This window comes from Nitrosopumilus ureiphilus (assembly GCF_013407185.1).
In the GTDB taxonomy this organism is placed as follows: domain Archaea; phylum Thermoproteota; class Nitrososphaeria; order Nitrososphaerales; family Nitrosopumilaceae; genus Nitrosopumilus; species Nitrosopumilus ureiphilus.
Map to the genome: position 1 here is coordinate 514,617 of NZ_CP026995.1, position 12,005 is coordinate 526,621.

17 protein-coding genes and 1 tRNA gene are annotated in these 12,005 nt (G+C 35.6%); 17 read left to right on the plus strand and 1 reads right to left on the minus strand.

What is annotated here, in order from left to right; genetic code table 11:
• The 17 genes from C5F50_RS02880 (at window position 1) to C5F50_RS02955 (ending at window position 10,869) form a co-directional block, all read left to right on the plus strand.
• The gene (locus C5F50_RS02880) at window positions 1-426 is read left to right on the plus strand and encodes an uL15 family ribosomal protein (RefSeq protein ID WP_179372197.1); all 426 of its coding nucleotides are present in this window, start codon (window positions 1-3) and stop codon (window positions 424-426) included.
• Window positions 419-1,849, plus strand: a complete 1,431-nt coding sequence (gene secY / locus C5F50_RS02885; RefSeq protein WP_179372198.1) for a preprotein translocase subunit SecY — start codon at window positions 419-421, stop codon at window positions 1,847-1,849. The genes C5F50_RS02880 and secY overlap by 8 nt, the downstream gene beginning before the upstream one ends.
• Window positions 1,827-2,414, plus strand: coding sequence for an adenylate kinase (locus C5F50_RS02890; RefSeq protein WP_246282118.1), 588 nt, complete (start codon window positions 1,827-1,829; stop codon window positions 2,412-2,414). Before secY ends, C5F50_RS02890 begins: the two co-directional genes overlap by 23 nt.
• Before the next feature lie 3 nt (window positions 2,415-2,417).
• The gene (locus tag C5F50_RS02895; RefSeq protein WP_179372200.1) at window positions 2,418-3,050 is read left to right on the plus strand and encodes an EMC3/TMCO1 family protein; all 633 of its coding nucleotides are present in this window, start codon (window positions 2,418-2,420) and stop codon (window positions 3,048-3,050) included.
• Window positions 3,047-3,607, plus strand: coding sequence for a cytidylate kinase-like family protein (locus C5F50_RS02900; RefSeq protein WP_179372201.1), 561 nt, complete (start codon window positions 3,047-3,049; stop codon window positions 3,605-3,607). The genes C5F50_RS02895 and C5F50_RS02900 overlap by 4 nt, the downstream gene beginning before the upstream one ends.
• Window positions 3,604-4,605 (plus strand): RNA-guided pseudouridylation complex pseudouridine synthase subunit Cbf5, encoded by a 1,002-nt coding sequence (locus tag C5F50_RS02905; protein WP_179372202.1) that lies wholly within the window; start codon window positions 3,604-3,606, stop codon window positions 4,603-4,605. The genes C5F50_RS02900 and C5F50_RS02905 overlap by 4 nt, the downstream gene beginning before the upstream one ends.
• A gap of 23 nt (window positions 4,606-4,628) precedes the next feature.
• Window positions 4,629-5,075, plus strand: coding sequence for a hypothetical protein (locus tag C5F50_RS02910; protein ID WP_179372886.1), 447 nt, complete (start codon window positions 4,629-4,631; stop codon window positions 5,073-5,075).
• Window positions 5,076-5,139: 64 nt separating this feature from the next.
• Window positions 5,140-5,240: transfer RNA gene (locus C5F50_RS02915), tRNA-Ser, on the plus strand.
• A 422-nt stretch (window positions 5,241-5,662) separates the two neighbouring features.
• Window positions 5,663-5,785 (plus strand): hypothetical protein, encoded by a 123-nt coding sequence (locus C5F50_RS13180; RefSeq protein WP_280924468.1) that lies wholly within the window; start codon window positions 5,663-5,665, stop codon window positions 5,783-5,785.
• Window positions 5,786-6,044: 259 nt separating this feature from the next.
• Entirely contained in the window at window positions 6,045-6,383 is a 339-nt protein-coding gene (locus tag C5F50_RS02920; RefSeq protein ID WP_342448760.1) for a type II toxin-antitoxin system death-on-curing family toxin, read from the plus strand.
• A gap of 376 nt (window positions 6,384-6,759) precedes the next feature.
• Window positions 6,760-6,927 carry a hypothetical protein gene (locus C5F50_RS02925; protein ID WP_179372203.1) on the plus strand — a complete coding sequence of 56 codons (168 nt, stop codon included), beginning with the start codon at window positions 6,760-6,762 and terminating at the stop codon, window positions 6,925-6,927.
• A 15-nt stretch (window positions 6,928-6,942) separates the two neighbouring features.
• The gene (locus tag C5F50_RS02930; RefSeq protein ID WP_179372204.1) at window positions 6,943-7,452 is read left to right on the plus strand and encodes a hypothetical protein; all 510 of its coding nucleotides are present in this window, start codon (window positions 6,943-6,945) and stop codon (window positions 7,450-7,452) included.
• A 3-nt stretch (window positions 7,453-7,455) separates the two neighbouring features.
• A complete protein-coding gene (locus C5F50_RS02935; RefSeq protein WP_179372205.1) occupies window positions 7,456-7,710 on the plus strand; it encodes a hypothetical protein in 255 nt (84 codons plus the stop codon).
• Window positions 7,707-8,375, plus strand: coding sequence for a DUF6438 domain-containing protein (locus C5F50_RS02940; protein WP_179372206.1), 669 nt, complete (start codon window positions 7,707-7,709; stop codon window positions 8,373-8,375). Before C5F50_RS02935 ends, C5F50_RS02940 begins: the two co-directional genes overlap by 4 nt.
• 110 nt (window positions 8,376-8,485) lie before the next feature.
• Window positions 8,486-8,719, plus strand: a complete 234-nt coding sequence (locus C5F50_RS02945; protein WP_179372207.1) for a hypothetical protein — start codon at window positions 8,486-8,488, stop codon at window positions 8,717-8,719.
• Between the two features lie 4 nt (window positions 8,720-8,723).
• The gene (locus tag C5F50_RS02950; protein WP_179372208.1) at window positions 8,724-9,797 is read left to right on the plus strand and encodes a hypothetical protein; all 1,074 of its coding nucleotides are present in this window, start codon (window positions 8,724-8,726) and stop codon (window positions 9,795-9,797) included.
• Between the two features lie 313 nt (window positions 9,798-10,110).
• Window positions 10,111-10,869 (plus strand): cupredoxin domain-containing protein, encoded by a 759-nt coding sequence (locus C5F50_RS02955; protein WP_179372209.1) that lies wholly within the window; start codon window positions 10,111-10,113, stop codon window positions 10,867-10,869.
• Window positions 10,870-11,097: 228 nt separating this feature from the next.
• Here C5F50_RS02955 and C5F50_RS02960 read toward each other — a convergent pair whose 3' ends face one another.
• Window positions 11,098-11,934 carry an ArsR/SmtB family transcription factor gene (locus C5F50_RS02960; RefSeq protein ID WP_179372210.1) on the minus strand — a complete coding sequence of 279 codons (837 nt, stop codon included), beginning with the start codon at window positions 11,932-11,934 and terminating at the stop codon, window positions 11,098-11,100.
• Window positions 11,935-12,005: the final 71 nt, after the last annotated feature.

The following is a 12,005-nucleotide window of genomic DNA, read 5'->3' on the forward strand; positions in this document are numbered from 1 at the left end:
ATGGCAACAAGATTAAGAAAAACAAGACGACTTAGAGGAGGACGACACATGGGATGGGGACAAGTAGGTCAACACCGAGCAAGTGGTCACAAAGGTGGTCTTGGAGTTACAGGTATGATGAAGCATCATTGGAGTTCTACTTTAAAATATGAACCAGATCACTATGGTCATGATTCCACTAAACCACCTCACCCAAATATTACAAAAACATGGACTAGCGTCAGAGATCTTGATGACTTGTTCTTAAAGTTCGGTAAAGAAGAAGGAGGAAAGAAAATCGTAGACCTTGAAAGTGCAGGATACGAAAAACTCCTTGGTGGCGGAAAATTAACTAATGCATATTCCGTCAAAGTAAAACAATTCACTGCAACTGCAGAAGAAAAGCTAAAAGCTGTTGGGGGAGAGGTGCTATCTGATAATGGCTGAGGGTAGTATTACCACAATTATTCGAAAAATAGTTTTCAAAGCAGAACCCTATCTTCCTCAAGTACCAAAACCAAAAAAGAAAATTCCACTTCCAACCAGATTGTTATGGTGTGGGGTGGCATTACTCATTTACATGATAATGGGTCAGACTCCATTATTTGGGGCAACAGCACCACAGTTTGACTTTTTAGCATTTGCCAGAGTTATTTTTGCATCACAACAAGGAACTCTTGTTGAGTTAGGTATTGGACCCATAGTTACTGCTGGACTCTTGATGCAATTGCTGAGAGGCTCAGACATTCTCAAATTTGATTTCAAAAAACCTGAAGAAAGAGGTATCTTTCAGACAGCAACTAAAATTGTAACATACATTGTAATTGTTGCAGAATCTATTGTATATGCTACTGCAGTATATGGACCTGGAGTTACAGAGCCATACTTTTTGTATGTGATGATTGGACAGCTGATGGCAGCATCGATTATCATTATGTTCTTAGATGAATTAATTCAGAAAGGCTGGGGTCTAGGTAGTGGAATCAGTCTTTTCATTATGGCAGGTGTTGCTCAGCAAATTCTTTGGAGCATGTTTAGCCCGTTGCCTGCAGGTGATGGTGGAACGATTGGTATCATTCCATACATTGGTCAATCAATAATGGGCGGTGACTTGTCAAACATTCTATTCCGTTCAAATCAACTTCCGAGCATCTTTGGATTGTGTCTTACTGCTGGAATCCTGCTAATTCTTGTATTCACGCAGGGAATGAAAATTGAGATTCCAATTGTATCTACAAAATACAGAGGCTTCTCTGCAGTCTATCCTATCAAATTGATGTATGTATCTAACATTCCTGTAATTTTGGCATCTGCACTTACGGCAAATGCTGTTTTCATATTCCAAATGTTGTGGGCAAACATGAACCCGCGAAATAATAATTTCTTCATGAACTTTGTCGCGCAGTTTGATCCGACTAGCCCCTCTACACCTATAGGTGGTATCATCTACTACATCACTCCTCCAAGAGGTTTGGATGTGGCCGCATTGGATCCAATGCGTGCAGTAGGTTACATTCTGTTTATGATAGGAATTGTAGTTGTATTTGGTAGATTGTGGGTAGAGCTTGGAGGTTTGTCACCAAAGAGTGCAGCTCAGAACTTACTTGATGCTGATGTGCAAATTCCTGGATTTAGAAGATCAAATGCTCCAGTTGAAGCATTACTTAACAAGTACATTCCATCAGTTACAATTATTGGTTCTATGATTTTGGGTCTGTTGGCCGGCGTATCTGATGTTCTTGGCGTATTTGGTTCTGGAATTGGAATTTTACTTATGGTGGATATTCTCATCAACTATTACACACAGTTAGTAAGAGAACAAGTAGAAGTCGTCATGCCGCGTTTGGGTGCTTTACTTGGAAGGAAATAAGAGAATAATTCTAGTAGGAATTCCCGGTGTTGGAAAAACTACCATCTTATCTAAAATGGTAGAAATTCTAAAAAATCATGATAAAACCGTCCATGTAGTAAGTTTTGGAACTTTGATGTTTGAAGTTGCAAAAGAAAATGGTCTCAAAGATAGAGATGAGCTCAGACATTTGCCTGTAAGTGAACAACAACATCTTCAAAAAATCACTGCTGAAAAAATTGCTGCATACGATGAACAAGTAGTGATTATAGATACTCATGCATTTATCAATTCACCAGAAGGTTACTATCCTGGATTGCCAGAACATGTTTTGAAAATTATCAAACCTACAAACTTTGTTTCAGTTTCAGCAAAACCTGAAGAAATCTACAACAGACGAATGAAAGATGAAACACGAAATCGAGATAAAATCACTCTACCTAATATCAATAAAGAACTAGACATTCAATCGGCAATGATCTCAGCTTGCACTGTGCTTACAGGCTCACCTGTGAAACATATTCTTAATAGAGAAGGAAAGATTGATGAAGCCATAGACAAAATAATTAATGCGATAGGACTGTAAAAAATGGATTTTAACTTTATTCTACTATTTCTCGATTCAATACACCTGCAATTTGATATCTTCGGTGGTGAGGAGGGAAGACAGGCCCTTGGTAGTGATGATCCAATCATCAAAGGGATAATTCTTTCAATGTTTGCAGTTTCTGGATTTGGAATTGTACTGAATCTTTTCAACGCTGGAGTTCGAAAGAAGATGGTGGACCAAACAAAACTAAAACGAATTATGAAAGAAACAAGAGGATGGCAAAAAGAAAGAATGGCTGCAATGAGAGCCAAAGATCAAGCCAAAATTAACGAGCTGAGCAAAAAATCATCTTACATGAACAAAATGTCAATGGAGATGATGCAGATGAACATGCGTCCAATGATGATTACTTTTGTACCTTTAATTTTGATATTTTATCTTGTACTGCCACAATTGTTTTCTTATACTGTGGCACTATCTCCAATCCCACTAAATGTAATCCCAGGAGATTTCTTTCAGCTAACTTGTACCGCTGCACAAGCAATGGAAGAAGGTCATGTCTGCTTTGGTCATGAAAATGCATTGTATCTCTGGGCTTGGTACTTCCTTTCATCTATTGCATTTAGTGGCATTATTATGAAACTGACGAAAACCTCAATGGATCTCAGTTGACAAAATCTATAGTAATTTCTGGCCCTCCCGCAGTAGGCAAAACAACTGTTGCCAAAGGGTTGGCAGAAGAATTTCAATTAGAGTATCTTAGTGGTGGAGATGTTCTAAAAGAGATGGCAATAGAGGAAGGTTATGATTCTGATGGAGATGATTGGTGGGATACTGAGGAAGGAATGAGTTTTCTAAATCAACGCGAAAAAAATTCAAAATACGATAGAGCACTAGATGAAAAATTAACTGTACTCTTCAAAAGAGGAGGTGTGGTGATTACCAGTTACACTTTACCATGGCTAATCAAAGACGGAATTAAAATTTGGTTAGAGGGATCGCATGAAAGCAGTACTAAGAGAATGCAAAGAAGGGATAACATGAGTCCTCAAGAAGCTTATGAAATCACAAAAGAACGATTTGACAAGAATAAGGCATTGTACAAAAAACTTTATGATTTTGATTTTGGTGAAGATAAATCTGTGTTTGATTTAATTATTAATACTGATAATCTTTCAGCACAACAAGTAATCGATGTTGCAAAAGAAACTGTGAGAAAACTACTATGACTCTAAAACAACTAGAAAATCTAATTGAAATTGATCAAGACATCACTGATGATGCATTTGGGACATATTATGACAAAAGATCACTTGAACAATTACTAAACTACGGCATCATTCTATTGGATAAACCTCCTGGCCCTACAAGTCATGAAACAGTTGCATGGACAAAACGAATTTTGAAACTTCCAAAGATTGGTCACAGTGGAACACTTGATCCTCAGGTTTCAGGAGTACTGCCATTGGGATTAGGTGAGGCAACTAAAGCATTAGGAGTTTTACTTTTAGGTCCTAAAGAGTACGTTGCATTAGGACGAGTGCATTCTCTTCCGTCAAAAGAAAAACTTGCTGAAATTATTGGTTTGTTTAAAGGAGAGATTTTTCAAAAACCCCCGCAACGTTCAGCAGTTGTACGGCAAACAAGAACAAGAACTATCTATGAATTTGAATTAATAGAGCAAAAAGAAAGACTTCTCTTAACTCGAGTGTTGTGTGAGGCTGGAACCTATATTAGAAAATTATACTATGATATTGGAGAAATTCTAGGACCTGGCGCTACAATGATTGAGCTTAGAAGAACCAGGGTGGACCAATTTTATGAATCTGATGGCCTAGTCACTCTTCATGAACTGGCAAATGCATTTGCGTTATGGGAGGAAAACAAAGATGATTCTAGATTAATGAAAATGATAAAACCTGTAGAGTATGCTTTAAGTGAATTAAAATCCGTAATGATTCGTGACTCTGCAGTAGATGCAATGTGTCATGGTGCTCAACTTGCAATTCCTGGCATTTTGAAAATTTCTCCGAATCTAAAGAAAGGTGATCTTGTTGGAATTTACACACAAAAAGGAGAAGCAGTAGCTTTGGCTGAATCTACAATGTCTGAAGAAGAGATTCGTGATGCAACAAAGGGATACGCATTTGAAACAAAGAGAATCATTATGGCTCCAAACACATATCCTAAAAAATGGAGAACCAAACCAACGCATCCAAAGGATTAACATCAAATAATTATTCTAAAGACATGTTAGCAAAAAGCCTAGTAATTTTTATTGTAATTGGAATGGTTTCAGGATTTGTGTATGGTATTTACTTGATGGATGTAAAAAATACAAATCAACTGGTATTTGTTGAAGGTCCTTCAATATCTTTAGTTACTGAAAAATTTGATTTTAAAAAAGGCGAGGTGATAAAAATTCGAATTGTAAATTCTGGCACAACTTCTCTAATTTTTTCTGATGCATCTTATGGTCTTAGAATTACCGGATTATCTGGAATATTGATGTATACACCAGTTAGTGTACAAGTTGTTTCCCATCTTGATCCTGGTGATGAAATTGAATTATCGTGGAATCAAATAAAAAATGATGGTGATGTCGCATTAGAGGGTCTATACAAAATATCTGCAAAGGGAATGGATGAGCAAGGAATTCCCGTTGAGAAATCCACTATTGTTACAATTTGGAAGTAGACTCTCAATAAAGTAACATAATTTATAATCACATTTTACCAAGTACTTTTGTCGTTAGACTTGTGCCGGGGTCGCCTAGCCTGGTAGGGCGCGCGCCTGGAAATTATTAACCATAAAGCGCGTTCTCGCAAGGGAACGGGAGTTCAAATCTCCCTCCCGGCGCCATCCAATAGTATAAACCTCCGCCGCCCATACTGTACTGTCATTAGCTACAATACAGCAAACCCGAGTTAATGTCCCAACAAGATCGTCAATCTATGACTATGATGCAAGAATTACAAGAACTCTGATACTAATTCAAAATGAAACATCCCCAAAAAATCAGAAGATCATACGACGATATGATGATCTAATGACGTGTGCATCTATGGCCAAAGCAACACGTCACAAGCATCTTCAAACTATCTTGAATCTAACTTGATACCTGAAAAAGGATTGGGATGTGGCTACTACAAATGATATTGGAAATTTAGTTGTTGAAATTGTTAGGCGCTATGCAAATGATAACGGACAGGAGACCTACACAAGTTATGATCACAAAAACATTCTAAAAAAATGGAGCAAAAAATATAAAAAATCGTGGTGGATTGGAGGAAATTTTAAACAGAGTTTTCGATGAATTTCTTGAAAAAGAAGATGATGGTTATTTTACAGTAAACAAGAAGGGTAAATTAAAAATTAATGATCTAATCTCTCAACTACGTAAATAATTTACAAGAATTAATTGTTAGGGATTTTAACTAATCAAGCAATTCCCCTTCAGAGAATTAGAGTGCCAATCTAATTTCACAAATCCCGATCAAGGAACTAATTTTTCCCTAAAAACGGTTCAAGCCTTAAATCTCATCATCTAGGGAAAATATTGTGGCATCAAATAATATAATAATGAATCTTGATGAACAATATCTAATTGAGACTAATGAATAAATTCTCAAAAATCATGAGAAATTAACTGGTCAGCAGGTATGGATTGAGGTTATTCCTAAAAACATCATTAATGTATTTCCAAAAATAAACAATGTTGGTAATTCTGGAAATAAGGAAGAGGATTTGATTGAAAAAACAGCGTGTATAATAGCTGTGATTCCTTGGGCTCAAGTATTCTTTGATGGTAATAGAAGAACTGGAATTATCGCAGCAGGAACATTTCTGCGTGATAATGGATATGATTTAGATATTAATCCAGAAGATGAGAACCTGGAATTAAGAAAATTGTTAAGTGAGATCAAGAAACATTACGCTGACCTTGAACCAAGTATTATGAAGCAGTTGTCTTTTTATATTTCAAAAAGAATGAAACCATTATGAGTCCAAAACATGAAAAAAGTAATAATGAACTTATCAAAAAATACTCTAAACTTTTAACTGATCTCGCTACTGACGACTGATCTCAACTCTTCTTATTTTAACAACTTATGCCGTCCATTTTCATCCCCAAAATGGTGGCTGAATCCCATGGAGTCATATCTATTCCTATTGGGGTGTCAAACTGATCTGACAAATCTCCCTGACGTTCCAACCAAAAGGACTCATCATAAATGAAAAATTACAAAATATTTCATAATATGACTAACAAAATAATGGGATGTTCATAAAGTGTTCTAATGATTAGTGAATCCATACAGGTTTGAACTCAATAAGATAGCATTCTTTATGAATACACACCAACAGAAACAATTAGAAAATGAAAAGTAGACTTTTGATAATCATTATAATTGTAATTTTGATAATTAGCATTATGATTTCATTAAATTTCCTCTTGACATTGCCACAATTTGGATCAGAACATTGTCCAGGATTGGAATTACGCAAGTCTCTAGGGCTAGTTGATCCCAATGCTGCATGTCTTTAGGTTTGAGATGTTAAAATGAAAACTAGGTACAAAATAATCATCATAATTGCTCTTATTCCTGTTGTAGTTATTGGAGGTCAGATTGTGTTTCTTGCGGGCTCTATTCAGATAGGGGGAGTTTTGGCAAGTATTGTGTCCGATGATGCTTTTGATAAAGAAATGAGACAGCTAACTGAAGTAAAATTATTTCATGAAAAATATGGCGAGTCTACAACAGGTCATTCCACTGACATCATAGCATGGAAAGAGATCTACTATAGCGTAAAGGGTCCAGATGGCAATCAGGCTGCAGATCTTTTTGTAAAAAAGAACATGCTACATGGGGATATCAGGATGCAATTATCATGCGTCTATGACATTCAGTCTCATCAAGAGTATCACAAGAATTCAGAATTACAACGCCAAGAAGGAAATATCTCAGAGTATGAATCAGATGACTCTGAATTTGCACTTTATCTTGTTGATCAAGAGAAAATCTTGGAACATCTAAAGAAAAAACATTGTTTTAGCGGAACACGTGATTAGAAAATGAAAACTAGATACATAGTCATTGGTGCAGCAATCTCTCTTCTGATAGGTATTACTATAACAATACTTAGCTTTGAGACAATTCCTTCTGAGCCTCCAGAGAATTTACCTGAAGGAATGACTCCTATTACTCCAGTTGTTGGAAAGACATCAACTCCAGCAGGACCTTATCTAATTTATGCAAGCATTCTTGTTTTGATTGGAACAGGAATTTACTCTTTGGTTGGTTTTCTGAAAAGGAGAAAAAAAGAATGAAAACTAGACTTTTGATAATCATTACAATGATCACTACCGTTTTTTTACTTGTTGCAGTTGTATATCCTACAATAAATTATAGAACTTGGGGAAATAACGAATTGTTTTATGCACTTCCTCCACCCGGCATGAAAATAATCTGTGATGAATGGTTGTGGCAACCCCCACAAAATTGCAGACCTGTATATGTTATTCAAGATACCGATATTGCCAATGTAACAATAATTCCAAACGCAATACCAAAGATAACTAATCTCGATAATATCATGATAACGATGGAAAGACACCCATGTTTTGGCCCGTGTCCTGCGTATTCACTTACGATTCATGGCAATGGCACAGTAGATTATGATGGGTTTAGTTTTGTGAATCCGCTTGGCAAAAAAACAATCCATATCTCACCTGACACAGTAGCCGAATTAGTTGGCAGATTTTATGAGATTGATTATTTTTTATTAGATGATCGTTATGAGTCACCTGTTGATGACAGTTCTGCTGTAAGTACCACGATCACCATTGGCAATTATTCAAAAAGCGTATACAACTATGCAAAAAAAGGACCAGAAAAACTACAATCATTAGAAAAAATGATTGATGATGCAACGATTTCTAGTTTGCCATGGGATGACATAGATCCAGAAAAGCATAGATCTATTGAGGAATAGTAAATAAAAATCAGAGTTCAAATATTCTCCAGTCCACACAGTTCAAACCTTATTGGGATTTGAACTATTCATTAGAACACTTTATGACCTTCTCAAATTTAGTTCAAGTAATGGAAGTATATGTACGCAAAGAGGTTCAGGCATTTGAATATGTCTCTTTTACTGAATTTAAAAATGAAGATGAATTAGATTTCTGCTGTGAGAAATTAAAGAAATATGTCTCTATTGTAAAAGCTTGGAGTGGAAAAATTGGAAAATTTTGCATTGTAGAAAAAGACGTTCTTACGCCAATTGATTATTGTCCTTTTTGTGGTGAAAAAATAGAGTACATTTCTGTGGAGTGAGAAAATGAAAACTAGGTTCTTGATAATTATTGCAATATTACTTGTATTACTTCCTTGGATTAGTGGATTGGAATTTGGCATAAACAATCAAGTCATGGTGGATGGTATTACAATCAGTGCCACTGTTGTTATGAGCATCACCATTGTCTTCTCTCTAGTATCGTGGTTTTTGTTTTCATGGGCATCCAAAAATATCAAATTCGCAGGAGTTTTACTGAGCATAATTACAGGTGCATCTTTAGTAATTCCATTTACCCAAGTTTTAGGGCCGATGACAGGAGTTATTGTTGGGGTTGTGGCCGGATTTGCAGCTTTTATGCTTCAAAAAAAGATGATGCCCCCTGCAAAAAATCAATCCCTGATAATTGCCACAATAACTATTGTCGCAACATATTTTGTTTTAATCATGATAGTTTTAGTATCTCAGACAACCCCACTATGGGATGCTGGTAATGGTATTGGTGCATGGACTGGTACGGCAGAGATGATGGAGGAAACGGGATTTGATAATATTTTAAATAACAATATTGGATTTGTTTTCTTTCTGGTAATAATTCCCTCTTTGATAATAACAGGATGGGTAATTCAAGATAAAAAGAAAACGAAAACTAGGCCTTTGATGATAATTACAATTGTTGTTTCTGTTTCAATCTTGATGTATGTTAATTTTGCATATCCTCAGGGAGATACAATTGACCTTGATCCAGACTTGTCACCATCTTATGCATTAGATTTTGCCACCTCTACAAATTCAATTTTTGTAGTTCTCCCAATGATATTATCAATTGTTTTCTTATTGATTATTATTCCACATTTAATTTTGAAAAGAAAAAAAATTCCTAGCAGGCCATACATATCACTTATTGCTGCTGCCATCATGTTATTTTTTGGAATACCAAGTCTAATTAACGGATTAGAAATAATTATTTTGCTAATACAAGAAGAAAGACTGCATTCATTGGACTTTATTGCAAATCTAACTGCTATGGCATCTATTGGTTTTATTCTTGCACTATTTGGTATGATTATACTGCTAAAATCAAAATTAATTATAAATTTACTAGGGAGAATTAAATGAATAAACCATTAATTTTTAGATGCATAACATTTGGCATTAATTTACTATTGCAGGTTTCCTAGTATTTTCTACGATTATGGTTTTTGTTTTCAGTATTTGGATAGGTGGTGGTATTCTTAGAGTGTTGGAGCGAACAGCTAATCATCCAATCCATCTAACATTGGCTATCTTTGCAATTATTATTCTTCTATTATTGCCAATTTCATATAATTTCCATAAAAATAGACGAAATAAGATAATTTTTTGCTCGGCTTTTACAATAATGACTATTACTACAGTAATACTGTTATCAATTTAATTGGAGAAAAAGAAAATGAAAAGTAGAGTGTTGATAATGATTGTAATTGTTGCAGTTGTTGCATCCAGCGCAACCACATACATGATCATACCTGTAAAGTACACGGCCTCATTTTATCCGGAATGGCTTCGAGACAATATGGATGCTGCTCAAAAACTTCGTAATTCATCTGTTCCAATTATTGGGGTAGACGTGGATGAAAAAATAGCTGTTCTGACAATATACATGACTGATGAGAATTCAGAAAAATACGTGCAAGAAATCGACGATTTGCTTGATGTTCCATTTGACATACTGTCTGAAACGCAATCAAGGGAATTGCAATGTCTAAAAACCTACAAAGACATTAGAGAAATTTCAAGAACTCATGGTTCTGCTACTGCTGAATTGCACGTAATAAAACACCAAAAATATTCTGTTGGTCAATATGTAGAGTTAAAATGTCCTGATTTCTCAGACCTTGAATCAATGAAAAAGAACCTGAAGAAATATTCCCTTGTTACAATTCCACAAAATGCATCTGTCGAGGGAGACCAACGCTTGAACCCTCAAGAAATCACCGTGGTTATGGGAATAAACAACACTGTAACTTGGATTAATGAAGATGATGTTGTCCATACATTTGGTAGTGATGATAAAAATAATCCATGGTGGACTGATACTATGATGCCTGGCCAGTCATCCTCTGTGACATTTAACAATACGGGAATCTTTAGTTATCATGGAATGCCTGGTCCTTGGGCAACTGGTACCGTAAAAGTCCTGGATGGATAGAAAATGCATTTATCAAAAGTCTAATTTTCATATTCTCGCTATCTCTGATTCTAATTTTCTTCTGTTTGATCTAGTTGAATAACGTACACGAACATTGCAACATGGACATCGCAAAAACTTTTCTTTGAAATAATAATCACATTTCGTACAGTAGCACCCACCTGTACGATATGCAATGTGTCTTGATGTTGATTCTGATTTAGTACATTGTCCTTTGCATAAAGTCAATTAAGATTCCTCACGGAGATGTTTATTTTGTTTTCTTTTGTCATGCCAACGTGTCAGTATTCTTTCTAGGAGTATGCCTCCCACAACAACTCCAATTGGAATTATAATTGAGAGTATTAATGGTTCTACTGAGTCTACACCAGCACCATCAAAGGATTGAGGATAAACGGTTCTATCTAAGGAAACAGAACCTGTATTTGCAGCACCTGAATCTGAAAAATCAAAATTTTCTACATCTGTATGAGGAGATTCAGATTCTGGAATTTGTGTGGGTTCTGATTCAGGTCTAGGCGTCCTTTCAGCATTTGAATCTTCTAGATTAACTTCAGGAAGTGGTTCAGAGGAGGACTGCGTATCACTTTCATCAACAGTTGATCTCACATCAACTATAAAATCATCCTGTCCAGATTGTTGCATCTGGTAATTACCATCACCATGTTTGAGTGTCATCCATGATACAAATCCTGCCATGCCAATTGCTGCAAACTTTGAGAATTTCTTTAGTGAGTTAATGATGGAATAGTTTGATTTTTCAGGAGTGATAAGAAATGACTGGTTTGTGGCAACATAGTATTTCATTTCCTGTCCCTTTGCAGATATTCCAGTTTTAGATATCTTAATCATTTTTGCTTTCTGCATCCTTTTCAAGTGATGTATTGTTAATGTCAGAGACATGTCGTTTTTTTGTGCTATTTCATTTGCAGTCATCTCGTTATCTGAGATTAATTTTAAGATCTTTCTGCTAGAATCATTACTAAAGATTTCCCCGACCAGTTTTATTTTATCATCATTAGTTGAGATAACTTCCACTTTATCTTCTGAATCTTTGTTAGACATGACAAATAACCTACTCATATTTTATGAATTAAGTGTTAGGTAAAATCCAAATTTCATCAAACGTTATAAAC

What these genes read in the sequence shown, in the direction of transcription:
- C5F50_RS02895 (WP_179372200.1), top strand. Translation starts at nt 2,418, where the DNA reads ATGGATTTTAACTTTATTCTACTATTTCTCGATTCAATACACCTGCAA.
- C5F50_RS02930 (WP_179372204.1), top strand. Translation starts at nt 6,943, where the DNA reads ATGAAAACTAGGTACAAAATAATCATCATAATTGCTCTTATTCCTGTT.
- C5F50_RS02935 (WP_179372205.1), top strand. Translation starts at nt 7,456, where the DNA reads ATGAAAACTAGATACATAGTCATTGGTGCAGCAATCTCTCTTCTGATA.
- C5F50_RS02905 (WP_179372202.1), top strand. Translation starts at nt 3,604, where the DNA reads ATGACTCTAAAACAACTAGAAAATCTAATTGAAATTGATCAAGACATC.
- C5F50_RS02950 (WP_179372208.1), top strand. Translation starts at nt 8,724, where the DNA reads ATGAAAACTAGGTTCTTGATAATTATTGCAATATTACTTGTATTACTT.
- C5F50_RS02880 (WP_179372197.1), top strand. Translation starts at nt 1, where the DNA reads ATGGCAACAAGATTAAGAAAAACAAGACGACTTAGAGGAGGACGACAC.
- C5F50_RS02955 (WP_179372209.1), top strand. Translation starts at nt 10,111, where the DNA reads ATGAAAAGTAGAGTGTTGATAATGATTGTAATTGTTGCAGTTGTTGCA.
- C5F50_RS02910 (WP_179372886.1), top strand. Translation starts at nt 4,629, where the DNA reads ATGTTAGCAAAAAGCCTAGTAATTTTTATTGTAATTGGAATGGTTTCA.
- C5F50_RS02960 (WP_179372210.1), bottom strand. Translation starts at nt 11,934, where the DNA reads ATGTCTAACAAAGATTCAGAAGATAAAGTGGAAGTTATCTCAACTAAT.
- C5F50_RS02945 (WP_179372207.1), top strand. Translation starts at nt 8,486, where the DNA reads ATGGAAGTATATGTACGCAAAGAGGTTCAGGCATTTGAATATGTCTCT.
- C5F50_RS02925 (WP_179372203.1), top strand. Translation starts at nt 6,760, where the DNA reads ATGAAAAGTAGACTTTTGATAATCATTATAATTGTAATTTTGATAATT.
- C5F50_RS02940 (WP_179372206.1), top strand. Translation starts at nt 7,707, where the DNA reads ATGAAAACTAGACTTTTGATAATCATTACAATGATCACTACCGTTTTT.
- secY (WP_179372198.1), top strand. Translation starts at nt 419, where the DNA reads ATGGCTGAGGGTAGTATTACCACAATTATTCGAAAAATAGTTTTCAAA.